19 protein-coding genes and 1 pseudogene are annotated in these 24105 nt (G+C 63.3%); 14 read left to right on the top strand and 6 right to left on the bottom strand.

Annotated features, from left to right (window positions below):
* Positions 1–38: 38 nt before the first annotated feature.
* Positions 39–1712, bottom strand: a complete 1674-nt coding sequence (locus tag NV1_RS35655) for a CocE/NonD family hydrolase (RefSeq protein ID WP_067901955.1) — start codon at positions 1710–1712, stop codon at positions 39–41.
* 147 nt (positions 1713–1859) lie between these two features.
* Positions 1860–2507, bottom strand: coding sequence for a TetR/AcrR family transcriptional regulator (locus NV1_RS35650; RefSeq protein WP_067901953.1), 648 nt, complete (start codon positions 2505–2507; stop codon positions 1860–1862).
* A 120-nt stretch (positions 2508–2627) separates the two neighbouring features.
* Here NV1_RS35650 and NV1_RS35645 point away from each other — a divergent pair, with 120 nt between their 5' ends.
* The 7 genes and pseudogenes from NV1_RS35645 (at position 2628) to NV1_RS35615 (ending at position 14197) form a co-directional block, all read left to right on the top strand.
* A complete protein-coding gene (locus NV1_RS35645; protein WP_084526302.1) occupies positions 2628–4223 on the top strand; it encodes an AMP-binding protein in 1596 nt (531 codons plus the stop codon).
* The gene (locus NV1_RS35640; protein ID WP_067901951.1) at positions 4220–5014 is read left to right on the top strand and encodes an enoyl-CoA hydratase/isomerase family protein; all 795 of its coding nucleotides are present in this window, start codon (positions 4220–4222) and stop codon (positions 5012–5014) included. The genes NV1_RS35645 and NV1_RS35640 overlap by 4 nt, the downstream gene beginning before the upstream one ends.
* 7 nt (positions 5015–5021) lie before the next feature.
* Entirely contained in the window at positions 5022–5780 is a 759-nt protein-coding gene (locus tag NV1_RS35635) for an SDR family oxidoreductase (RefSeq protein ID WP_067901949.1), read from the top strand.
* Positions 5781–5862: 82 nt separating this feature from the next.
* Complete coding sequence (locus tag NV1_RS35630; protein WP_067902025.1) at positions 5863–6684, top strand: mycofactocin-coupled SDR family oxidoreductase; 822 nt, start codon at positions 5863–5865, stop codon at positions 6682–6684.
* Positions 6685–7078: 394 nt separating this feature from the next.
* Positions 7079–7450, top strand: a pseudogene (locus NV1_RS35625) (transposase); the annotation flags it as partial.
* Positions 7451–12007: 4557 nt separating this feature from the next.
* Positions 12008–12193: a hypothetical protein gene (locus tag NV1_RS35620; RefSeq protein ID WP_157117591.1), complete on the top strand. Its 186-nt coding sequence runs from the start codon at positions 12008–12010 to the stop codon at positions 12191–12193.
* Positions 12194–13543: 1350 nt separating this feature from the next.
* Entirely contained in the window at positions 13544–14197 is a 654-nt protein-coding gene (locus NV1_RS35615; protein ID WP_157117590.1) for a hypothetical protein, read from the top strand.
* 293 nt (positions 14198–14490) lie between these two features.
* Here NV1_RS35615 and NV1_RS35610 read toward each other — a convergent pair whose 3' ends face one another.
* Complete coding sequence (locus tag NV1_RS35610) at positions 14491–15261, bottom strand: hypothetical protein (protein ID WP_157117589.1); 771 nt, start codon at positions 15259–15261, stop codon at positions 14491–14493.
* Positions 15262–15405: 144 nt separating this feature from the next.
* The gene (locus NV1_RS35605; RefSeq protein ID WP_067901940.1) at positions 15406–16539 is read right to left on the bottom strand and encodes a serine hydrolase domain-containing protein; all 1134 of its coding nucleotides are present in this window, start codon (positions 16537–16539) and stop codon (positions 15406–15408) included.
* Between the two features lie 220 nt (positions 16540–16759).
* On the opposite strand from NV1_RS35605, the gene NV1_RS44785 reads away from it, so the two are divergent.
* On the top strand, positions 16760–16912 hold the full coding sequence (locus NV1_RS44785; protein WP_169813488.1) for a hypothetical protein: 153 nt from the start codon (positions 16760–16762) through the stop codon (positions 16910–16912).
* Positions 16913–17043: 131 nt separating this feature from the next.
* On the opposite strand, the gene NV1_RS44115 is transcribed toward NV1_RS44785, so the two are convergent.
* The gene (locus tag NV1_RS44115; protein WP_157117588.1) at positions 17044–17352 is read right to left on the bottom strand and encodes a hypothetical protein; all 309 of its coding nucleotides are present in this window, start codon (positions 17350–17352) and stop codon (positions 17044–17046) included.
* 297 nt (positions 17353–17649) lie between these two features.
* Between NV1_RS44115 and NV1_RS35595 the strand changes: the two genes are divergently transcribed.
* The 5 genes from NV1_RS35595 to NV1_RS35575 all read left to right on the top strand — a co-directional run bounded on the left by NV1_RS35595 (position 17650) and on the right by NV1_RS35575 (position 21836).
* Positions 17650–18726, top strand: a complete 1077-nt coding sequence (locus NV1_RS35595) for a hypothetical protein (RefSeq protein ID WP_157117587.1) — start codon at positions 17650–17652, stop codon at positions 18724–18726.
* A gap of 125 nt (positions 18727–18851) precedes the next feature.
* A complete protein-coding gene (locus NV1_RS35590; protein ID WP_084526294.1) occupies positions 18852–19673 on the top strand; it encodes an SAM-dependent methyltransferase in 822 nt (273 codons plus the stop codon).
* Positions 19674–19794: 121 nt separating this feature from the next.
* A complete protein-coding gene (locus NV1_RS35585; RefSeq protein WP_245714092.1) occupies positions 19795–20247 on the top strand; it encodes an MTB12 C-terminal domain-containing protein in 453 nt (150 codons plus the stop codon).
* A 15-nt stretch (positions 20248–20262) separates the two neighbouring features.
* Positions 20263–21000 carry an ABC transporter ATP-binding protein gene (locus NV1_RS35580; RefSeq protein ID WP_067901931.1) on the top strand — a complete coding sequence of 246 codons (738 nt, stop codon included), beginning with the start codon at positions 20263–20265 and terminating at the stop codon, positions 20998–21000.
* On the top strand, positions 20997–21836 hold the full coding sequence (locus NV1_RS35575; RefSeq protein ID WP_067901929.1) for a hypothetical protein: 840 nt from the start codon (positions 20997–20999) through the stop codon (positions 21834–21836). Before NV1_RS35580 ends, NV1_RS35575 begins: the two co-directional genes overlap by 4 nt.
* Positions 21837–21915: 79 nt before the next feature.
* Here NV1_RS35575 and NV1_RS35570 read toward each other — a convergent pair whose 3' ends face one another.
* On the bottom strand, positions 21916–23229 hold the full coding sequence (locus tag NV1_RS35570) for a cytochrome P450 (protein WP_169813487.1): 1314 nt from the start codon (positions 23227–23229) through the stop codon (positions 21916–21918).
* A gap of 442 nt (positions 23230–23671) precedes the next feature.
* Here NV1_RS35570 and NV1_RS35565 point away from each other — a divergent pair, with 442 nt between their 5' ends.
* Positions 23672–23971, top strand: a complete 300-nt coding sequence (locus tag NV1_RS35565) for a Het-E N-terminal domain-containing protein (protein WP_157117586.1) — start codon at positions 23672–23674, stop codon at positions 23969–23971.
* Positions 23972–24105 lie beyond the last annotated feature (134 nt).

Below are 24105 nucleotides of genomic sequence, written 5' to 3'. Positions count from 1 at the left end.
ACCGACCACATCAGCCGCCAAGGGCGGCCTAATTCTGCTCAGCCGGGGATGACGGGCAGGGTGATGCGGGATGGATGGTCGGCGTCGTGGACGATTCGCTGGCGGGCGACGCGCAGTGTCGTTGCCACGGTGGGGTCTTCGCCGGTGTTGAGGTTGCGGTCCCACCGCGGGAAGTTGCTCGAGGTGATCTGCACTCGCAGGCGGTGGCCGGTGCGGATGACGATACTCGTCGACCACAGATCGATCTCGTACTCGTCGACCTGGCCGGGTGTGGTCGCGACCCGGGTGATCCCGTCGACGACGTTGACCGAGCGGCCGTTCGCATCGACCTCACACAGCCGCGCCACCCAGTCGGTCGAGGGCCCGTCGGTCGCGGCGAAGATCGTCGCAGTGACCCGACCGGTGATCTCGAGATCCGCGGTGAGCGGCTCGGAAGTGAACACGAGCACGTCGTCGCGGCTCTCGACGTCACGTTGATCGAGTTGTCCCGGGGGGAACGAGGCCGACATGATCAGCGAGCCTCCGGTGGTGAGGACCGGGTCGGCGGGGTCGTAGGTGTACTCGCTGGCGGCGTCGGTTGCCTCGGGCGCGGTGGTCGACAGGCCACCACCGTCATGGAGGTAGAACTCGGTGGGCACCGCGCGGCTCAACGGCCATTCGTCCTCATGGCGCCACTGGTTGATGCCCATGACGAACAGGTCCACACCCGAGGTCGGTGGCAGGTCTGTCGATCGACCGAGAACCTCGTCGTACCAGTCGAGTTGAACTCCGACCATGGTGCCGTCGGATCCCGGTGCCAGCGAGGCGAGGCCGTAGTTCACGGTGCCGACGTGACCGGGGGTGGTGGTGTTGGCGCTCTGGTGTTCCCACGGGCCGATGATGAGTCGGCTCGGCAGACCCTCTCGGACGGCGCCGACATAATTGTCCAGCGAGCCCTGCAGGAACACGTCGAACCAGCCTGCGACGTTGAGCGAGGGAACCCCCACCTCGCCGTACCGCCCAGCCACCCGCGCCTCGTCGATGCTGTCCGGGTCGCGCAGCCCCCGTTCGGTCCCGATGTCGGGTTGGCCGGTACGCGCGATCGCCGGCATGGCACCCGAAGGCAGCTCCCACAGGGTGCGCTCGACAGCATGATCGAGATCGTCGATGGTCGCCGTCAGTTTCGCGTAGAGCTCCTCCATGCTGGTAGCCGACTTCGGGAACTGGCCCAGGGCCTGAGCCAGCGCCCACCACACACTGAGCCCGAACTCCAGCGCTCCGCCACGGTAGAAGATGCCGTCGGTGGGTTCGCTCCACGTGGTCTGCGGGACAATGGCTGCCAGGTGAGGTGGTCGCGTCACCGCAGCCGCCCACTGGGTGTGTCCCAGGTAGCTCCCCCCGAACATCACGACCTGCCCGTTGCTGCCGGGGATCGATGCCGCCCATTCGACGGTGTCGTAGCCGTCTGTTCGCTCATGCGCCCACGGCAACCACTCACCGTCGGATTCGAACCTGCCGCGCACGTCCTGCAGGACGACGATGTATCCGCGCTGAACAGCCCGCATCACATCGATCAGCGCTCCCGCGATCGACGGGGTCCGCTTGTTGTACGGACTGCGCGTAAGAGCCACCGGCCACGGCCCCTCCCCCGCCGGCCGGAACACGTCTGCGCGCAGGACCACCCCGTCGCGCATAGTCACCGGTACATCGAATTCCATTGTGCCGCTGCTCATGTCAACCTCATTAAAAGAGTGTGGATTGCGTGCGAGGGCTCGTTCTCCACTCGCAAACGCGAAGGTACCAGTGCGGGTACTGTCGCGCTGCAAAACGTACCCAATTGACCGCAAGCCACCCGCGACGACCACCCGCACGGGGTCAGCTCACGGCCGAGGCCGCCGCGTTGCCGGTGCGCCGAGCAGCCCGTTGAGCATCAGCTGACCCAGCTCAGCAAAGGCGTCACCCGCCGACAGCCCGGTCCTGTCCAGCAACACCCCAGACTGGACGGCCTCGATGGCCAGTGCGACCACCTGCGCGGCAAACGCGCCGTCCCGGGCTCCGAAAACCCCGGACTCGATGCCCTCTTCAATCAATTCGTGAACCCGACGCGCGGCTCGGTCGGTGTTACGGCGATAGATCTCCGCTGTCGGCTCGAACGCCATCATGTCCGCGTAAAAAGCACGAGAGTTCCGGCGCATCGCCTTGGCGACGCCACCGAGGTAGGTCGTGATGCGATCTCGCGGATCCTCCACCGTTGCGACGTCGTGTTCGATCGTTGCCGCCGACGACCCGAAGAAGTTCTTGGTCGCCAGAACCACGATCTGCTCTTTGGTCGAGGCAACGCTGTAGAGCGTGGCCTTCGAGCAGTGCAACCGCTCGGTGAGTTCGTCCATCGTCACCGACATGAATCCCTCGGCGAGAAAGATGTCCTCGATTCGAGCCAGGAGGACTTCACGACGCGCGGTGTCGACCTTGCGCCGGCGCGGTGTACGGACCGGCACATCACGGCGAGAACTCGGCGCAGCAGGCATGTCCGGAATTTTCCTACAGCTGCGGCTGCACCGATCGCGGGTGATCGGGCTTCACAGGGCCCAACTCGTAGGGTACGTTCATGGGTACCAACGTAGCGTTTTCGGTACCCAGGAGGTTTGATGTCCCTCGATGTCAGTGCTCGCGTTCAGGCGATTCTGAACCCGTTCGCACCCGACGACGCCGACGTCACATGGTTGCTATGTGACCGTCACCCCGCCGAGCGCACGGCGTTGACCATCGTGTCCGCCGACCTGTCCAGGCGCAGCTACAGCTATGCTGAACTGTCCTCCTCATCGGCGCAGGTGGCGGGGTACCTGCGCGATCGTGGGGTCACCCGAGGAGATCGGGTGGCCACGGTGATGGGAAAGAGCAGCGACCTCGTCAGCGTCATCCTCGGTATCTGGCGGGTCGGCGCGGTGTATGTCCCGCTGTTCACCGCATTCGCCGAGAAGGCCATCGAGGCGCGACTCACCGAGTCGCGCACTGTGCTCGTCCTCGTCGATCGCGATCAACGCCACAAGGTTCCCAACGGCTGGGAGGTGGGCGTTCTCGACGACCAACCAGACGGGATCACCCGAGCGATCACCGCGGCGGAAGCATTCGAGGGTTCGACCCCGGTCGGCGCCAACGCGCCGCTGGTCCACATGTTCACCTCGGGAACAACCGGCACGCCCAAAGGCGTGGTTCACCCGGTTCGATACCTCGCCGGATGGATCGGGTACCTGGAGTTCGGCCTCGGGGTCAATCCCGCCGCAACCTTCTGGTGCGGTGCCGATCCCGGCTGGGCGTATGGCCTGTACACAGCGATCGCTGCTCCGCTCGCCGCCGGGATCCCCACCGTGTTGCTCGAGGGCGGATTCACCCCCGCAACGACCTGGGCGGTCCTCGACCAATTGCGGGTCACCGACTTCACCGCAGCTCCCACCGTCTACCGCGGACTGCTCGCGGCCGCGGAGACACCGCCGACAGGACTGGCGCTGCAACGGTTGTCCAGCGCAGGTGAGCCCCTCACACCAGAGGTCAACGACTGGGCCGACACAACTCTGGGGCTGCGCGTCCATGACCATTTCGGGCAGACCGAGCTAGGCATGCCGATCGGCTTCGCCCACCACCCGGCCTTGGCCCGCGACGTCGTCGCCGGGGCAATGGGGTCTGCGCTGCCAGGCTGGGAGGTCACCATCCTGCACCTCGACTCCGAGGACATCGCCGAACCCGGAACCACAGGAAGGCTCGCCGTCGTCGTCCCCGACAGTCCGTTCATGACCTTCACCGGATACGCCGAATCCGCTGACGCGCAATCACGCTTCTGCGGAGATGGGCGGTTCTTCACCACCGGAGACTCCGCCTCCATCGATGCCGAGGGCCTCATCCGGTTCTCCGCACGCGACGACGACGTCATCATCATGGCCGGGTACCGCATCGGTCCCTTCGACGTCGAATCGGCGTTGCTGCGCCACCCGGAGGTGGTCGAGTGCGCGGTCGTCGCCGAACCCGACACCGTTCGCGGAGAGGTCGTCGTGGCCCACGTAGTGCTCTCCGCCGACACGACCGCCACCGATGCACTCGCCACCGAGCTGCAGAACTGGGTCAAGACGAACTACGCCGCGCACGCCTACCCCCGGCGCATCCACTTTGTGGAATCCCTACCCAAGACACCCAGCGGGAAGGTCCAGCGCGCGGAACTGCGCCGCCGCGCGGCCGAGGCACGCGCGTGAGCGCCCACCCGCTCGAGGTCGAACAGCGCGGACCAGTCCGAATCCTCACTCTCAACCGCCCCGAACGACGAAACGCCCTCGACGACAATCTTGTCGCCGCCATCGACACCGCGCTGACACACGCAGAGGAAGACCCCGACACCCGCAGCCTGCTCATCACCGGCAACGGTCCGAGCTTCTGCGCCGGAGCCGACCTGAGCCATCTGCTGGCACTACACGAGCGGACAGGCAGCCCGACCGACTTCCTTCGCACCGTCTCCGACCTCGTCGCGCGTCTGGAGACAAGCTCCCTGCCTGTCGTGGCCGCAGTACACGGGCACGCTGTCGCCGGCGGCCTGGAAATCCTCCTGGGGTGCGACGTCGTGGTTGCCGCAGACACCGCACTCATCGGCGACGGCCACATAGTGAACAACTTGATGCCCGCCGGCGGCGCCGGTGTCCGGCTCACCCGCCGGCTCGGCGAATCGACAGCACGATGGCTCGCTCTCACCGGCGATCTGCTCAGCGCTCGCGAACTCGAGTCAATCGGTTGGATTCATCGGATCGTATGCGAACACGAGCTTTTCGACGCTGCGATGCGCGCCGCGACAACCCTCGCCGACCGTCACGGCCCCGCCCAGGCGAGATACAAGCAGCTGCTGCATGACACGGCGTCGATGCCCATTCAGCACGGTCTGAGGCGCGAACTGGACATGTTCGAACGGCACTGGCAATCCAGCGACGTCGCCGCAGCGCTTCGAGCGTTCACCGATCGACGAAGCGCGCGGCGAACCACCGACAACGACGAATGAGGAACTCATGAACCGATTCACCGACCAGGTCGTCCTCGTCACCGGAGGCGCCCAAGGCCTCGGCACCGCGATGGCCACCCGCTTCGCATCCGAAGGCGCCAAGGTCGCCATCGCCGATGTGAACGTCGTCGCCGCCGAGGAGGTCGCCGATCGGCTACGTCGCGATTTCGACCGCGTGTGCAGCGCCCACCACGTCGACGTCACGGACTCGGCCAGCGTGACCGCGTGGATCGATCGCGTAGGAGACGAGCACGGCCGCATCGACGTGCTGGTCAACAACGCCGGGATCATCCGCGACAACAAGATCGAGAACATCGACGACAACGACTGGCGATCGGTCGTCGACACATCGCTCACCGGCGCCTTCTACTGCACACGCGCAGCACTTCCCCACATGCGCTCCCGGCGCTACGGCCGCATCGTGTCCTTCTCGTCCATGAGTTGGCGCGGCAACTACGGCCAAGCGAACTACGTCGCCGCCAAAGCCGGCATCGTCGGCCTCACCCGCACCATCGCGCTCGAGACCGCCCGCGACGGAATCACCGCCAACGCCATCGCACCCGGCCTCATCGAAACCCCCATGCTCGCATCGATGAACGACGCCGCCCGCGACAAGCTCATCTCGAAAGTCCCCCAACGCGCCACCGGATCCCCCGACGACATCGCCGAAGCCGCCGCCTACCTCGCCTCACCCGGCGCTCGGTACGTCAGCGGCATCGTCCTCGACGTCGACGGCGGCCTCGGCATCGGATCGTCCATCCGCTGAGTGCGCGAGCCCGCACACGACACCACCTGCCGTACACCCCACACGAGAGGCACCCGTGAGCAGCGCAGTACCCGAAGCACCCATCCCCAGCGCACCGAACAGTCGCCGATACGAAGGACAAGTCGTCGCGATCACCGGCGCCGCACGCGGACAAGGACGTTCCGAGGCGATCCGCTTCGCCGCAGAGGGCGCCGACATCATCGCGATGGACATCTGCGCAGACCTGCCCACGACGCGCTACCCCGGCGCGTCCGTTCGCGACCTCGAAGCCACCGCCCATGCCGTCGAAGAACTGGGGCGGCGGATCATCACCAGCGTCACCGACGTGAAGGACTTCGAGGCCCTCAACGCGGACCTGATTGCCGGCGTCATGGAACTGGGTCGACTCGACGTGGTGGTTGCCAACGCCGGGATGACAACCGCCGCCCGAGCCTGGGAGATCAGCTCCGAACAGTGGCGAGAAACCATCTCCAACAACCTCGACGGGGCGTTCCACACCGCCAAAGCGGCGGTGCCGATCATGATCCAACAGGGCACCGGCGGAGCCATCGTCTTCACCAGCTCCGTTGCCGGCCTGACCGGCCTCCCCCTCCTGGCCGACTACGTGGCCGCAAAACACGGGGTGACCGGTCTCGCGAAAACACTGGCCAACGAACTCGCCCCGCACCGCATCCGGGTCAACTCAGTGCACCCGTTCGGCGTGAAGACAGACCTCATCGTTCATGAGCTCTTCGAGCTACTCGATGAGCAACCAGAGCTGGGCGCTCTCTACGTCGGAGCACTCCCCGACGAAGCCAGCCACGCCGACGACATCGCAGCGGCCGTGGCATGGATTGCCTCGAACGAAGCGCGCCACGTCACCGGAGTACAACTCCCCATCGACCTCGGTCGCACAAACCGCTGATCGGCCCCGTCGAACTGCCATGCGCCCTGAGGGAGGCGGTAGCCCGACTCGCCCCTCTGCTCGGCGTGTGCCAGAGCCACCCAGAAGGATCCGATCAGCTCTAGACCGAACCCGCCGCACCGGGAGCGGCCGCGATCGGCGACGTGGTGACCAGTACCCAGCTCGAGTACTCCTGCACCTCCGCAGGCTCGCCCTCGACTAACGCCGCCACAATCGTCTGACCTGCACAAATCTACTCATCTCAACATGACGCGTCTCAGTACTAGTATTACAAGGCCGCGCAAATGCTGTTCTTTTGATCCACACTCGTCGGCGTATTAGCTCGGAGCCAGGGACTGTACAAACAACGGTGTAACTCCGAATCAAGGAGTGGCACTTGATATCTGATACGACAATGGTCGATGTGGCCGATACTGCTGCGGTGGGCAAGCGCAAGCAGGCGAAGACGGACTTGAACACCGAATTGGTGGGCGAGCTGGTCGCCCAGGCCCGCGCCAGCGGGCTGCAGCTGACCGGCGAAGATGGGCTGCTGGCGCAGCTGACGAAGCTGGTGGTCGAATCCGCCCTCGACGGCGAGATCACCGACCACCTCGGTTACGAGCACGGCGACCCGGCTGGGCGTGGAACACCCGACTCCCGCAACGGTACCCGAGCCAAGACGGTAGTGACCGATGTCGGTCCGGTCGAGATCGACGTCCCGCGTGACCGGGAGGGGAGTTTCGAGCCGCAGATCGTTCGCAAGCGCCAGCGCCGGTTGAACGGGGTACCAGCGGGCTCCGGATCATCAGCAAGGCCCCCGGCGCAGTGGGCGCAGGCGAACCTCGTCCGCCGAGCCGAATACCCGCTCACCCAGTCTCTTTGAGCGCTCAAGCCGACTGGTCTCGCGCGCCTCGAAACTGGGAACTGTTCCTCCTGCATTGCGCGAAGCGCGCATTCGGCACCGCCAAATGGTGCGAAGCAGATACCGGGTGCTGGTCAGGCGCGTGCCGTGAGTGACGTGCCCCGACAGATCGGTCACCACCCGGGCAGTGTGTGTGACACGCCAGTCATAGTGGAATGAAGTAACAACTGCAGAGCCGACTAGCAGCAGCGCATCCATGAAGGCGCTCCTGCCACTGCCCACAGCCGACCACATATGGCCGTCGGCGCTCCGACAAAGAGCAAGCTCATCGCGCTGGCGAGGTAGGCTACTCCCGGCGTCATGCCAGAACGTCGCGACGGCGTCACCCACACGTACGAACGCCGATGGGTGGTCGCCGTTTACCTGCCAGACTTCGGTTCCGACCGATCCATCGCAAGCAGAGAAGACCTTCTGCTCGATATCGACCATTCCCAGCTTGAGCTCACCAGCAGGGAACGAACCGGGCCCGGCCCATTGACGGGGAGCTGAGCATCCGACCTGCTGCTGATACCGCTTCTCCTCAAGCAGGTGCACGATCGCGTGGGAGATGCTGGCCATGCGCCGGCGTATCTCGACGTCACCCTGCAGAACGTTTGCGATATACGAAGCCGCACCAGAGAGGGATGCGCCGGTATCGATCGAGTTCAGGGTCCCGACCGCGCGATCGGACACTCCCTCTCGGAGCCCGTGCACACACACGATATCCAGATGACCTGTTGTCGGCGCGGACGCTGTCGGACTCACACGAGCAGCGTAACCAGGAGCGCGAAGTGTTCCGGAAATTCGCGAAGCACGAACAGACGATTCGCCCTATTCTCCGAACCCGACGTCTCCTCGGCGGAGAGCTTCAGCCGCGTGGGCGGCCCGTAACCGTTCCATGACTACACTTTCGACAGCGAAGACGGCGCCGCTCAGGCCTTGTCGCAGTCGACAGCACCACAACACTGCTGTCTCCGGGCTTGATGGCCCACCGTCATAGCTGCGAACGAACACCACGGGGGCACAATGGGCCGCCGAGCATTCGAAACGGCCCGGCACGCAGGCGCTCAACTAGATCTCGACGCCACGATCGACTACGTCTTGGAAAGCCAACCCCGGCCCGCGCCGCGCGGGGCCCGGGCGCTTCGGCACGCTCACCGCCCGGGAGCGGGAGAGTCGACCTCGTCGCCCAAGGGCTGACCAACCACAAGGTCGATTGGGGCGCAGAGCATTCCGCGTTGCAGGTTGCTTTCGCGCCTAGTGCGCCGGTCGGGTGAGTCCGAGCGAGTGTTGCGAGACCCATTTATCGAGCGGGCCGTCCGTGGTGTCCAATGAGAGTGAGCCCGAAGGCAAGCTCGCACCAGCTACCGGGTTCGCCCGGGAGCGCCCCGCCGATCGCTCAGCTCGATCCAATGACGGTACCCAATTCCACAAGCAGCAGCATCCAGGGCGCCGCATGGCCCGATCACGTAGTCGGGCTGGAGTACTAGGTAGCCCGCGAGGTCCGGGATGTAACACGACACCGCTCGGGGCGATTGTGCCTGGTAGTCCCCGGGCCGCTCGGCCGCAGCGGGGCACACAGCGGCGGGAGGACGACGTGAGAAAAAGTAAGTTTGCCGGTCGACTGCTGTCGAAATCTACAGATGGCGTCGTCGACAGCGCACCCAGGGCAGATGACTTCTGTGCGATTGCTCATCGCACCAGCGAATTAGGGTGCGCTGACGACCTGCGGTCAAACTCGCCTCTCGAGATATGGCGATCCGAGATGGGCGCGCCGGATTTGCCGCTTTTAGAATCCGTCATCTTATCAACCAGTTCCTACGTTCACGGGTTGCAGCATCGCCTGACAGTACCGGCAGAAGCCCGAAATGTCTTTATGAGTCCGCAACACGCGCCGCGAATTTCGACCATCAAATAAATAGATATTTTTCCGCTTAGCTCGGGATACTATTGGTAACGCCCATCGGAGAGTGATGAATAGTCGAAACAGTCGAACTGGACGCAATGCGGTTGAAAGTCGAAAGCCAGCGAAGTCGGCGAAACCTACAAGGCGAGAAGCAGCATCTCCTGCAAAAACCACGGAGTCTACGCCTCGGCAGACTCGAATGCTGGACAGAGCGCTACTCACGGCACTGATTCTCCTGGTCCCCGCAGTCGGGGCGCTATGGGTAATGATCTTGGGTCACGGTCAAGTCGCGCTATACATCGCAGCGGTGGGCCTGATCCTATCCGCGATAAATATATGCCTCGGCCTGCCATTCATGAAGGATCATGTCGCAGCCATTTCACTGAATCGAAGCACGCGAATACTTGTGGTTTTGGCTATGATCATCGCGATTGGCGTAGGAATTCTGGGCGGCTACCGAGCGCTCACAAGGAAGGTGGGGGCCGCTCCGACCCCACACCTGTACGTGGACGGACTGCCTTTCTATGGGAAATCTCTCCAAATACACGCGCCGAACTCGTCGTCGACCAATTATACAAACGAAGTATTCAGCGGAGTAATTCACAACGAGACAGGCGCGCGCATTGACCTCGTCGAATTCAAGATGCAAGCTGGTAGTCTGTCTTACAAACTGGAGCATTACCAGAGTGCGGTATGTGCAGGCCGTCCTGTTGACATAGAAAATGCAGGAAATCAAAACGTAGTCTTTGTACTGAGTGTGTCGAACGAAACAGCAACGCAGCTCGATAATACTCACGCGCTGACAACGATTATAGCGGTCGACTCAACAGGTCACGAGTGGCCTCTCGTGTCACGTCTAGTTACATGGCCGGAATTCAATAGTCTTCACGGATACGTAGATCGGGTGACGGTAGAATGCCTTCTACTCAGACACGAAAACTGATTCTGATTGTCGTTGTCCTGCTGGTATCGAGTTTCTCCGCCGCGTGCGGCGGAGAAACTCGGCAGGCCGGATCATACGGTACGACGACGTGCGTAAATTCAACAGGGGTCAACTCTGAGCCGAACCAGATATATGTCGCCCACACACAAACTTACCTCCACGACTCCTTCACTGGTGAGTATATCAAGGGAAGCGCTATAGCCCGAGGCTGGTGGAAGCAATTCATCGAGGCTCTCTCCACACCCGAGGAGACGCGACCTGAGCTGATCGAAGCATTTGTCGGGTCTGATCTCCCAGAAGGTGGGGACGCGCGATTTACTGCAACCGTGTGCCCGTTGCTGGCAAGAACGTGGTTCGATCTCGCGATAGCCCCGGAGGACATACCCACATACCGAAACACACCCGGTCTGATTCGCGGTATCGGCAGAAGGATATGCAATCAGGCCGCTCTAGATCAAACGGGCGGCGCGGACCGCGTACTTGCCAACGCCGAGACGTGGCTGCACACGACAATTCAAAATCCAGCAGCAGGTCGAAACGAACGTTCGGAAAGTATTGGTCGGCGAATAGACTCTCTCGAAAAAGAATCCAAATCAGCCAATGCCGCAAAGATACAATATGCTCTACACCAAGCCAGCTTGGTGGACCACCTAAGCGACCAGGACATCGTTGCAATGACCACGGCGATGGTCGATATCACTAGCTCGGCGCTACATAATCAGTGCCCCAACCTAAGTATCGTCGGATTCGGACCTGACTGCGGCAATGTTACGTACCCGAACAGCGGAATCATCGGGATCATTAAGGTCAATGGATTGAACCTCAGCTGCGAAGACGCGCAGGAGCTGATCGAGGCTCATATATCCGAAGGGCTTCAAGCGTCTATGGCTGCAGTCCCAATAAGCTCGCCGACATCGGGATTCTACTGCCGTACCGAAAACCTGACATTCGCGGGATACGTACCTTACTACACCTCTTGCTTTCCCCTTCACCAGGATGGGCATGTTTACGTTATACCGACAGATCACCCGTAGCTCCTTGCTTGCGCACAAGCCTGGCGGAAACAGCGTCGAATAGGCGCAGCCTTGATGATGGGGCGATCTGACACAGTCGTCAGGTCGAGCCGCCGCCCGATCAACAGGGCAATGCCCGAGGAAAACCGGCGGCCAGCGCACACTTACGGGCGGGTTCATGGACTGCCTCACGGCCAGGAAGGACAGGTCAAGTTGCCACCTCACCATCTAGCAGCCCGCCTTTCGAAGATAACGTTTACTGGAATCTCGTGAGTCTTGTCCACCGTGGAGCGAGGAGCGCGGCGCGGCGAAATCCGGGATACGGTGACGAATCCCACTGGAACAGATCCGCCAACTTACGCGTTTCGAGGGTCGAAAACCGGTGCCAGTGATGTCCTGATGCCCGCACGGAGGTATGCGATGAGAGCGTCGGCCAGGGCCACGGCGGCGTCGTGGTGTTGGTAACGAGGGTCCAAGAGATATTCCACGGTGCCGTCAACACGGAGCCTGACGAGAGCTGAGAACCAGGCAACATCGTCGAGGCGCGCATCATCGCTCGGATGTGCGAGAGGATTTCGGATATGACGTATGTTGGGCAGCACTGCGTCGAAAGAGGCCAACGCATCTTTGACCTGCTGGGGATTGCCGAAGGCTTTGAGCATCTCACGGGCCGCATCTTGAAGACGGACGAGTTCGAACGCGTAGTAGTCGAGGTCGTTATCCAGCGTTCCAGTCAGGTCGACGACCTCGGAGGGCGTGCCCTCTAGAAGGCGGGTGCGGTCGCAGCCCGGTCTAATATGCGTGACCGCTGGACTTCGAGCCCTTGTCTAATTCGCGTGATTGCAGTCAGGAAGCGAGATCGTGCGCGATCAACGTCCTGGGTCAGCATGCGCTTGCCTCCAACTGTCGTTTGTGACTGATCGAGTTCCGGGCCAGAGGATATTACGGTGCGGAGGAAGCTACCGCATCTGATTTCCACACGGATGGAATGCCGAAGCTGCGGGACGCCGCTACGGTGTCGGGGTGAGTGAGGTTGCGGCAGTGGCACATTGACAGGGCGGTAGCGCGGGTTCGATTGAGCAACTGGTGTGCCACCCGGCTAACGCTGGTCGCCGGAATCGACTCCCGGCAGCGGGCGGTTCATGTCTGGGTTTTTCGGGCCAGTGGCATGGGCAACCCACCGCTCCTGCTCCTCGGTCGCGATTCGGTGCACGCCCCGGTCCGCTGCCCAACGATCAGGCGCGCACCCTTGCCCCGAACCCGCGCAGACGGACGGATTGCAAAGGGCCCTGCCCCGCTCTGCGATCAGCCACGACAGCAGATAGGCCCTCAGGCCCACCTCGCTTGGACCGATCGCCTCGGAAATACATTCCGCGCAGTATCTATCCCGACTATGTGGCTCATCAGCGGCAGTGGACAGCACGACGGGCACTACCCGGCGGCATTCCGCAATCGGGAACCAACGCCCCGACAACTACGAGCGCGTCACGGGCATTCTCCACGTTGTAGAAGTTAATCCACTTGTCGACCGAGACAACGAGTTCGGTCTTGGGGGCGTCGGGTATGCCGGTAGGTCCTGCCGAACCCGCGCATCATCAAACGCCAGAGATCATCGGTCAGCGTGGTAGACATGAAAGACGCTCGGCTACAACCTATTACGGCAGAAACACGCCGCCGACAGCGTTGAACGACCACGGCAATTATCTATATTAGATGTCGTCGAACACATGGTTCAGGCAAATCTGCCGCACTGAGGGATTCGAGTCCCCTCTCGCGCACAGATTCCCGGCAGATCTGCCGGGTTTGCGGGCCGTGTGTTCCAACTCACCCAGATCTGCCATATCGCCGCACGACCTCGACACCAACCCAATGCCTGACCAACGGCAAACCCATCACCAGACGGCGTTACGACCGCCGCCGGCACCGCATCGGCCAGGAGCTCGTCCGGCGAAGGCATCTCCACCGTTATCCGGTACCGGCACGCCGCCGGTGAGCGATCCTGATCCTGGCTGTCACGTCCGCTGTTCACCGCTCCGGTATCGGCGTGCAGTGCTGCGGGTGCACCGCGTTGAGAGGAGGTTCGGCCGGAATACGGCAGATCTCTCTAGGCTCCTGGCATGAGCACGGCCCAAACGGAGAAAAGCCGACCGGGGAACCGACGATACCGATCACTGCTTCGCAGGCATCTTCTGCTCGTCTGCACCGTCGTGGCCTGCCTTGGGATACTCGTCTCGGCGAGCGAGCCGGCCAGCGTCGAGCTGATGTCGTTGTCGCCGTTGTTGATCCTCGGCGGGACATTCGTGGTGGTTGTGGTGTGGTGCGTGGTCATCGTCTACCCGATCCTGGCAGTTCGATCCCGGCGGCTCCGGGTAGATCTCGGACCCTTGGCTGGTCCCGCACTGATAATCGCGCTCACGGCCATTTCATGGAGCGCAGACCTGCCGATGGCTGTGCGCTGGCATCTCTCGGCGCACGCCTTCGACGATGCGGCACAGCAGGTGAGTGCCGGGGTCGACCCACGGACGTTCGAAGGTGACCGCCTCGGCCTTTATCGCATTCGCGGTGTGCAACGCCTCGACGACGGCATCTACTTCAGGACTGGCCCTATGGCGGCCCATTGCTCGATGGGAAGTGGCTTTGCCGATCGTTCCGGCCAGCGGCCCGCGACAGGCGCATCCCATCACCTCAGCGGCGACTGGTTTTGGTTCTGTTTCAACAGTTCGGGGTTACAGTGCCCGATTACCCCATCGGAGAACTGCACTAGCCGGTGACGAAACCGCTGGCCGGAAGTGACGAAGGCCAACGGGCCTGAGAGGGTCGGCAGTTGCGCACGAAGGTGATTCGATGCGCTACCATCCCATCCGGCTTCTTCCAGCGATACGTTGAGCTGCGGCGCGAAGGGAATCGAGTAGGACATCTGCGAGGTCGAGCGCGGCTGCCCATACGTCAATTGTCAGGTTCCCCCTTGACGCGAATCCAGATAAACAGGGGGCGCATCAGACGTAGATGGCCTCGCGCTACTGCGAGACATCCCGCGCAGCAACGAGTTTCCGAGCCCGTGCAGCTATCTGAGGATGATCGTGAGTCCGATGGCGGCGGCGGCAACGGCGGCGAGGATGAGGATTGCCGCGACGACCCGCGATGTCATGGGCAGTGCTGCCTGCAGGTGGGCGAGCATGCGGTGTCCGGCCGTGGTGGGGCAGAGCAAGAGCGCGATCGTGAGCGCGGTGACGGGCGCAACCGCGATCACGACGAAGACCGTGGACAGTCCCAGGCGCGAGGTGATGGTCTCGTTGGCCATGACGGCGATGGCCCCGTAGAACGGTGCCGAGGTCAGCGACTGGGCCGTCCAGGTGATCAGACCGAGCGCGCCGGCCGCGACCGGGTGCAGATCGTGATGCACCGGCAGCGACATCGGTGGGCGGAGGAATCCGTGCACCGCCATACCGATGACCAGTAGCGCGATTACCACCACGATCACGGCAACAGCCGTCGGAGACAGAGAGTGGAGGGCCCGGTGCACAAGCTGCAGGATCACGGTGAACGAGAACACCAGGGTCAGCACCAGCCCGCCGATCCCACCAACCATGAACGACACGGCTGTCCTCGCATACGCCCACCGCGATGCGCTCGATATCCACACAAAGGAGACCGCAAGCAACGCCAGGACATTCGCGGAGTCCACCACCGCCAGCGGAACGATCGAGAACAACGAATTCATAGCCCCGTGATTGTGCAGCAGCACGCTCACAACCGGCTGGACGACCCTGGTGCAATGTTCGGGCCCGGCCCGCGACCCGCCGCCGCCCCGCGTGCGGTCTTCCCCCGTTGTCATCCCGAACCCACCCTTCCCGCGGTCGTGCTGCTGTCGATGTCGATGATGCGCCATGGTCGCACCGATGAAGAACGGGCCGAACCCGCTGTACCCCAAGACATCCCGCAACTGTGCCGCAGCCCAGGCGGCACAAGGAACCCGGGTTTATCCGGTGGCCTCGTTGTCGATCAGCCAGTGGACCACGTCGCGGATGGCGTGTTGGGCCCGGTCGCCGCCGCGGTTCGTGACCACGGCGAGGATGAGGTTCTCGGCCGGTGCCAGCCAGGTTTCGGCAGTCCAGAGGGTGTTGCTGCCAGTGTGGGTCAGCACCGGTCCGTTCGCCCATGCCTGCGTGGTGACGATCCACCCAGCCGCGTAGTCGCCGCCGGGTGGCGGCCGGTGCAGCCGGGCCATGGTGGCCGCGGTCAGTAGCGAGGGTTCGCCGCGGGCGCCCGCGAGGTGCTGCTCGAGGAACCGGCCCCAGTCACCGAGGGTGCAGTGCACCGTTCCCGCGGGTCCGAGTGCGGGTGGGTTGTCCGCGCGGGGGTCGCCCGGCGACAGGGGTTGCAGCGTGCTGGTATGTCCCCATGGCTGGTCGACCCGCGCAGGGGTGCCGGGCGGGCCGAAGGCGGCCGAATCCATCCGCAGCGGCGCGAACAGTTCTGCGCGCATGAGGTTTTCCCACGAGGTCATCGCGCGTTGCTCGAGGATCGCGCCGACGATCAAGTACCCGATATTGGAGTAGGCGAATTGTCCCGGCGGCTGCGCGGGCGGCTGCGACAGCACACCACGTGCCACGGCCGCACGGATCACGGCGGGATCGCCACCGAAGTGCATCAACTTTTGCAGCGCGCCGGGCGGGTTCGCGGGCGCGCCGCCGCGATGCCACAGCAGTTGCTCGATCGTCACCCCCGCGTAAGCGGGGTGCAGCGGTCCACCCAGCACATCGGCGAGGCGGTCCTCGAAACACAGACGGCCACGATCGACGGAAATCCCGACCAGGGTGGCGGTCATCGCCTTGGTGTCCGACCCCAGATGCCAGCAATCTCCGACCGTCACCGGGGCAGGGTCACCGGACTTGCGCACCCCGGCCGCCGCGGACACGACCGTGTTCGACCCCCGCCACATCTGCGCAGCCAGCCCGGGTAACTGCTGCTGCTCGACGAAACGCCGCAGGACCCTGGCCAGATTCGCATCCGGGCCTGCGCCGACCGAGGCCGGGACGGCTCCCGCACGCACCACAGGCAACAGGGCCAACGCCAGGCCGGACCCGATCACCGCGCGCCGCCCGAACCGCATACCCCCGCCTCGCTTCCGATGACCGACTTCCACACCAGCATCCGCACGATAGCGAGAAATTGCAAGGGGCAGAATACCTTTCACAATTTCACCGGAACGGATCGCGGGCCGTCACGGGGACACGAAAGCGGCGCCGACTCCGCATGGTGAAGCGGATAACCGCTCTCGGAATCGCAACGAGCCAAAGCGATTTCCGCCGCGAGCGGCCCGAACAGATTCCGTGGCCGCGGCAACGGACTGGGTCTCGATGGCTGCGTTGATGGAGAAAATCCACGTCCACATTCCCGATGGCGACACGGACAAATTCGGTGCCGCATCCAAAGCATGGAGTGACTTCATCGGCACCGAGGCGGTCGTACACACCGCCTATTGAGATCAGCGGGGTCAACAACACCCTCGGCCAAATCGAGTCCCCGGAAATCGGGGACCTACGCCTGGGTTACCGACGACCGACCAGACGAGCTGCCGCCACTCTCCCAACTCAACCTGGTCGTGTCGAGACTGTCACGACAGTCCCGCCCGATGACCGACGGTCGGTGGACTTCTCCGATCGACCTCGCGCACAACCTTTTCGGGATTCACATCAATGATCGGTACCGCCACCCTACCGGTCAGGGTCGCGCACGCGGGTACGCGCGAGGTGCGCGATCGGTGGCCGCGTTTCCGTTCGCGCAGGTTCGTCAAGAGCTGGGCGCTCTTGCCGATCCACACCTGCACCGTGATCGTCGCGTCGCGCATGTCGGTGACCGCGTGCTGGTCGAGGTGCACGGGCTCCCTGCCCTCCACCAACGGCCCTTGCGAAGGCATCAACACGAAAACGAAATTCCTGAAACGGCAAATGTACGACCGAGCCGGGTTCCAGCTTCTTCGACACCGAATTCTGCTGGGATAGAACAGAATCCATCACCACCGAAAGTGCACCAGAGCCGCTACCCCGACACTCCAGACGCCGCGCAGAGGCGAAAGTTGCCGGGCTCTGCCGAACCGGCAGGCGATTCGATGTTGTCCTGCGGCACAACGTCATCGAATACCTGGATGACCATCGGACGGTCCCTCGGGACAGTCCTGTGCGACACTGACGCTGTGCAGCCCAAGCGTAGGATTCACTTTGTGGGCAGCTTGCCCGCACAGTTGGACAGTCCAGAGAAGGCAATGGCGTTCGCCGTCGACACAGCCGGTGAATTCCTGGATGGCGTGGTTCCGGGCGGTGAAGCGGATCCATATCGCGCCCAGTGGTACATCAGACACATCATCGACCGGCTCGACAGCATCCCGGCGCTGGAGCCCGTGCGCCGCGGTGATTGGTCGACGCTACGTTCCCGCAACACCTTTCGGCTTCAGGCAGGCCGATCGCTGGCCGAAGCCGATATCGACGCCGCGCTCGGCTACGCGGCGGAGACCGAGCGTGCCATCGAGGCGTTGGTCGGCATGCGCCGAACCGATCCCGGACTTCGCTTGCAGGTAGGCATACCGACGCCATTTGTCATCGGTTTCATCGCTTTCGAGGCACGGATGCTCAGGTGGCGCCGAGGTTCGGCCCGCCGTGGTGACCGAGGCTTCCCCTATTACCGCCCGATTCTCGACGCCACTGTCAGGGAGATCGTCCGAATCCATGAGACGTTGAGGGACAACGTCGTATTCCAGCTCGAACTGGCCGCGGAGACGCTCCTCTGCGCGCGGACACCCGCGGCCCTGCGGCAGGGTCCGGCCACGGCGGCAGGCCGAGCGATCGCACGCCTCGTCGCACGGGCGCCCCATGATTCCCGTTTCGGAGTGCACCTGTGCTTCGGAAGCCTCGACGACAAGCCGGCCGTGGTGCCGGGTTCGACGGCTCCGGTCGTCGCGCTGGCCAACGCGATAGCGCGATACTGGCCCGCGGGAAGACATCTCGATTTCGTCCACCTGCCCATCGGCGACGGCAGACAGGCGCCGGTTCAACCGCGGTACTACGCGCCCCTGGCACGCCTCGAATTGCCTGCCACTACGCGTGTTATCGCCGGGCTTGCGCATCCAGAGCAGCCGCTCGCGCAAGCACGACAGGGGCTCGCGGCGGCGGAGTCGGCCTACGGCGGCCTGTTGGACGTCGCGGCCCCATGTGGTCTGGGCCGCTATACCACCGTCGACCGGGCGCGGTCCGCGGTAGCACACGCAGTCGCCTTGGCCGAAACCGACGGCAGTCGGGAGTAGGTGCTCGCAGACCTGTCGTCGAGTGCTGGATCGTGTTGCGTCGGAGCATGGTTCGTCGATGGCTCGGATCAACAGATCTCTGCAGGGGTACACCCTCGAGGTGACGATCGGTTACGGTTACACCCGTGGTCGAAAGAATCGAGGGGCCTACGCTGGAGAACGACCGAACACCGGACCCGTTCGACGGTCAGCTCAGCTCCGCCCGGGTGTACGACTACCTGCTGGGCGGAAAGGACAATCTCGAGATCGACCGGGGCATAGCCCATCAAATGCTTTCTCGCACACCCGACCTCAAGACCTTGGTCTGGTTCACCCGGGGTTTCATGCGCAAGGCGGTCGAGATGGCCGCCGATGCCGGTATCCGTCAGTTCATCGATCTCGGCTCGGGTATCCCGAACTCGCCCAACGTGCATGAGGTGGCTCGGGAGATCGAGCCGGCGGCGCGGGTGGTGTATGTCGACTACAACCCTGTCGTAGTCGCGCATTGCGACGCGCTGCTGGCCAAATCACCCGGTATCGCGGCATTGCTGGGAGACATTCGTCGTCCCCACGACATCCTCGATGAGCTGACCGACCGTGCCCTGATCGACCTCGACGAGCCGGTAGCTATCACGCTCGTCGGCGTGCTGCATTACGTGATGGACGACGAACACCCCGCCGAGATCATCGCCGCGTTCCGCGATCGGCTGGCACCGGGCAGTTACGTCGCGATCGCTCATGGCTCCAGTGATACCGCCCCAGAGGTACTCCAGACGCTCACCGGCACCAACGGTACTTCAGCCCAAGTCGCCTTTCGGTCCACAGCGCAGACGGAGGCATTCCTCGCCGGCCTCGAATTGCTCGAACCCGGTGTGGTGCCGGTACAGAAGTGGTTGCGCCCCGGCTTGCCGGACACCCGAATGGTCATGCTCGGTGCCATCGGCCGCAAACCTGAGTATCCGACATGAACAGGAGTAGTCTCGAACCCGCCAATCTGTCGGTCGCCTGCACATTCGAGCGTGAATCAGGTGCTGTCCCAGTCGATCAGAGAATGAAGAAATGAAGACCCTCAAAATTATCGCTGGTGTCATGTCGACCATCGCAACCGTCGCCATGGTCACGACCGGCGCCTCGGTTGTCGATGCCCCTGTCGCCTCCGCCGCTCCCGGCAACTTCCTCATCACCCGAGAAGTCCCCACCCTGGACGATCTCAACGCCCAGGTCGTGTTCCTGATCGAAACACCCGCCTCCGACGAAGCCAAGGCCGCCAACATGGAAGGCGGCATGAGGGCGGTCGTGGTCGCGCGCACCCTCTACAACCTCGGCCTGTTCCGACCTCCGCTCGGGTCGAACGAGGTCACCGGTCCCGAAACCCAGAACGGCAACGTGCACACCGCTATGCTGCGCAGCAAGACAGCGGGACGACCGGATCTGGTTGCGCGGGTGGTGTGGAAGCGTATCGATGGTGTCTGGAAGCTGTCCAACAGCTCCGTGTGCGAGGGCGTCAAAGCCGTGGGGCTGGCGATGGCCTGCGACTTCTGAACGGCTCCGAGCGTCGTGATCGACATCCGTGACCTCATCCTGAGCTACTCGGGCATGACCGTCCTCGAAGTCCCCGAACTGACCGTGGCCGACGGTGCGCTCACCTACCTGATCGGCCTGAACGGCACCGGCAAAACCACTCTGCTGCGGTGTATCTGCGGCGTCATCGCGCCTGCCACCGGCACCGTCCGGGTCGACGACACCCTCATCCGGGCCCAGCACACCACACCGGCAACTCTCGGAATGCACCTCAACTACCGAGCTTTCGACCCACGCCATACCGCACATCGGCACCTACGCTGGATCGCGCGCGCTCGTGGACTACCCACCGGCCGGGTCGGCGACGTCCTCGAGATGGTCGACCTCGTCCGGGTCGCCGATCGCCGGCTGGCGCACTATTCGCTCGGGATGCTCCAACGTGTCGGCATCGCCGCCGCATTGCTCTCCGAGCCTCGAACCCTGCTGCTCGACGAACCTCTCAACGGCCTCGACATCGCGGGCATCCGCTGGATACGCGAACTGCTGCGCCGCCTCGCCGATGCGGGGACCTGTGTTCTGGTGTCCACGCACCTGCTCGACGAGGTCGAACGCAACGCCGACCACATCGTCATCCTCGGAAACCGGCGCATTCTGACCGACCAGCCGTTCGCCGACCTCATGAACACCCTGGGGCCCGGCGAGACCAGCCTCGAAGACGCCTACTTGCGAATCGCCGGCCCACCAACCCATCTCACGTCCGGCGTGGCCTCATGAACAGCCCCGGCCCTGCCACCCTCATCCGCCGCGGCGTCGCCGCCGAATGGACCCGCACCACCGGGCGCAGCTTCCTGTGGACCGTCGCGGTCCCCCTCACCTTCGTGCTGCCGCTGGTCATCACGTTCGGAATCGCCGCCGTCGCAGAACGACTCGCCACCCTCCCCGGACAGAGTTACGTATCCACGGTCTCCACCACCAACTCCGTGTACTGGGTTATCACCTTCTCCGTGTCGATCATGATGGTCACCGCCGCCTATGCCCACGCCACCCAATGGCACGGTCAGACAAGTGATCTCAATGCCTTCCTGTTTCCCCGGTCATGGACGGTCGCGTTGGCCCGGTGGGTCTACTACGGCGCCATCACAGCGATATCGACAACTGTTCTACTCGTCGTCGTCATGGTCACGCTGCCACACCAGTTCCCCCACATCTATGGAGCTGTGAACATCACCGACTCCGCCGGTATCCGGTTCCTCTGGACCGTCCCGACCTACGCGTTCGCCGCATGCGGAGTGGGTGTCGCGGTCGGGTCACTGATTCGCACTCCGTCCGCCGCCGTCGCCGTCCTCCTGTTCTGGGTCTATGTCGCCGAGAACGCGATCAATCTGCTACCCCATGGGTACACCCTGCAGGCCTACGCCCCGTTCCTCAACGCCGTCGCCGCAACCGGCCAGGAAGTCGCCTTCGTGCCTCGATTCGGCCGCACCGGATCTCTGCTCTACTTCATCCTCGTCGCCGCCACCCTCTTCATCATCACAGCCGTCCTACCGATCCCCGTTCGCCGGATGTCCAGGCATCGCAGAACGACGCTCGCCAAATCAGGCACAACCTGAGTCGAGCACCACGAGCCCGATGGCTACGGCGCCGATTGTCCGACCGCTGCCGGTCGAACAATCGGCCTCGGCCGCACGATTACTCGGAGACTGGGAGAACCTCGAGCGGAAGTCTTCCCATCACAGGGATCGGCCCGAGGGCTCGCGGCAACTTCTTGGTTGTGACCGGCCGGAACTCCCACTTCGACAGCAGACCGTAGAGAGTCGTTTGCAGTTCTACCCAGGCGAAATTGTTACCGATACACATCTGATTGCCCATGCTGAACGGAACGAAGCTCTTGCATTTCGACCCAGGGCTCGAGGTCGACCACCGATCAGGGTCGAAAACGTTCGGCTCGGCGAAAATGTGCGGATTGCGGTGGATGGCTGCGATACTGTAGCCGATATTGGTCCCAGCCGGAAATGTGAAACCGTCGAGTTCGACCGTGGTGACGCTACGTCTCGTCTGCAGCAGTGCCGAATGGGTTCGCATGACCTCATTCAGGAACCGGTTCAGATAGTCGAGTTGGTCGAGGCTTCGGGGGCTGAGATCTCCCGCGGCGGAGATCTCTTTCTGCAGTTTCGAAGCCACCTCCGGATGCTGTGACAACTCGTACAGAGCCCAGGTCAGTGTGGCGGTCGAGGCGTCGATCCCGCCGAAGAGAACGGTCATGGCCTGCTCTACCAGGAACTCGTCACCACGGTGTTCATCTTCTGACGAATCCAGCAGGAGGTCGATCAGGTCGTTCCGGCGGTCACCGCTGGCCCGGCGCGCGACGAGCAGCTCCCGGCAGTAGTCCCGCAGTTGCTTTCCAGCCGACAGGAATTTTCGGTTCACCGGCAATGGCAGGCTCGCCAGCTTCTTCGGCAGCACACTGCCCACTACGGCGCCCCCGCCTATGTCCGTGATCAGACCCGAGATGAGTCGTATCTCCTCGGTATCGGGTTCGTGCGAGAACATGGTCCCCAGCAGGTTGGCGATCACCACTTCCAACATTGCGGACCGGACCTCGACGGTCTGGCCTGGCCGCCACGAACTCGCCAACACATCCGCGTTACGTTTCATGATGTGCGCGTAGCTTTCCAACTGCGTTCGATGGAACGCTGGTTGAAGCAGACGACGAATATCGTTGTGTTGCCGACCATCCGCGACGATCAGCGATTCCCCGAATACGAGACGGATGCGTTCGAAGAGGAGCCCTCGCTCGTAGGCGTCGGAGTTCTCCACCAACACCCTGTGGAGTAGTTCGAAATCGGTAATGACATAGACAACGAGGTTTCCGATGTCGACACGCGCTATTTTCCCGGCGCTGGCCAGATCCACCATGAACTGGACTGGGTCACGCCACATTCTCCAACCGTGCCCGACAACAGGCAAACGTCCGGGCCCGCACGGGACGTCACGGAGGTCCACTGTATCTTGCCCCTCTTTCGGCAGGTCCAAGGCCAACGACTTCGGAGGATCCGATCAGGATCGCTGAGCCCCCTTGTAGATCCACACCTTACCTTAGCCCGGCTTTTGCGCGACGGTGGGATGACAAGCGAAAATGCCTGTCCCGCACGGCATCATGACGCTTGCTGACGATTCTTCGTGGTCCCGAAACCGGCCTCGTCCAGCCGGAAGGCGCCCGCAGCCGGGAGCGCGACCGAAGTTTGTCGACAGGCCAGGGCGGTGTTGCCGCTGCGCGCTGCCGAGGCGGTCGGGTGTGACCGGGAGGTCGTCGGAGGCCATGGCGCCGTGGCGAATTCGCCGCTCGAGCAGTAGAACTGGGTGTGGCGGGAGTATCAGCGCTGGATTCGGTTGTGTCCGTTGGTTACCCAACGACAGGCGTTCGTCGAGCGGGAGGTTCGATCGGATGGATCCAGTCACAGCAGCCGTTGTTGCGGCGATCTCCACTGGTGCGTTGGCAGGAGCGAAAGACTCGGCGTCTCAGCCGATGAAGGACGCGTACGGCGGGCTGAAGAGCCTGATCTCTCGCAAGTACCGCGGCGTGGATGTATCCGGTGTGGAGCGGCGGCCGAATTCCAAGGCCAAGCAGGAGTCGCTGGCCGAGGATCTCGAAGACGCTGGGGCGTGCGGTGATTCGGAATTGGCAGAGGCTGCGAAGGCTGTGTTGGCCGGCCACCGAGTTCTCGACCGCCAATCGGCTCGATGAGCTTCATGCTGGTGACCGCGCTGTGCGTGCGGCGTTCACGCTGTCCTATCAGGATTCGAGTCCTGGCCACCGGCAGTTGTTCCATCGACTCGGGTTGCATCCCGGAACAGAGATCGACGCCGACTCGTGTCTGG

Origin of the sequence: Nocardia vaccinii NBRC 15922 (genome assembly GCF_001613305.1) — a bacterium.
Taxonomy (GTDB): domain Bacteria; phylum Actinomycetota; class Actinomycetes; order Mycobacteriales; family Mycobacteriaceae; genus Nocardia; species Nocardia vaccinii.
This window is presented reverse-complemented; position numbering and strand designations above follow the sequence as displayed.

What these genes read in the sequence shown, in the direction of transcription:
- NV1_RS35655 (WP_067901955.1), bottom strand. Translation starts at nt 1,712, where the DNA reads ATGAGCAGCGGCACAATGGAATTCGATGTACCGGTGACTATGCGCGAC.
- NV1_RS35650 (WP_067901953.1), bottom strand. Translation starts at nt 2,507, where the DNA reads ATGCCTGCTGCGCCGAGTTCTCGCCGTGATGTGCCGGTCCGTACACCG.
- NV1_RS35645 (WP_084526302.1), top strand. Translation starts at nt 2,628, where the DNA reads ATGTCCCTCGATGTCAGTGCTCGCGTTCAGGCGATTCTGAACCCGTTC.
- NV1_RS35635 (WP_067901949.1), top strand. Translation starts at nt 5,022, where the DNA reads ATGAACCGATTCACCGACCAGGTCGTCCTCGTCACCGGAGGCGCCCAA.
- NV1_RS35620 (WP_157117591.1), top strand. Translation starts at nt 12,008, where the DNA reads ATGACGTATGTTGGGCAGCACTGCGTCGAAAGAGGCCAACGCATCTTT.
- NV1_RS35615 (WP_157117590.1), top strand. Translation starts at nt 13,544, where the DNA reads ATGAGCACGGCCCAAACGGAGAAAAGCCGACCGGGGAACCGACGATAC.
- NV1_RS35610 (WP_157117589.1), bottom strand. Translation starts at nt 15,261, where the DNA reads ATGACAACGGGGGAAGACCGCACGCGGGGCGGCGGCGGGTCGCGGGCC.
- NV1_RS35605 (WP_067901940.1), bottom strand. Translation starts at nt 16,539, where the DNA reads ATGCGGTTCGGGCGGCGCGCGGTGATCGGGTCCGGCCTGGCGTTGGCC.
- NV1_RS35585 (WP_245714092.1), top strand. Translation starts at nt 19,795, where the DNA reads ATGTCGACCATCGCAACCGTCGCCATGGTCACGACCGGCGCCTCGGTT.
- NV1_RS35575 (WP_067901929.1), top strand. Translation starts at nt 20,997, where the DNA reads ATGAACAGCCCCGGCCCTGCCACCCTCATCCGCCGCGGCGTCGCCGCC.
- NV1_RS35565 (WP_157117586.1), top strand. Translation starts at nt 23,672, where the DNA reads ATGGATCCAGTCACAGCAGCCGTTGTTGCGGCGATCTCCACTGGTGCG.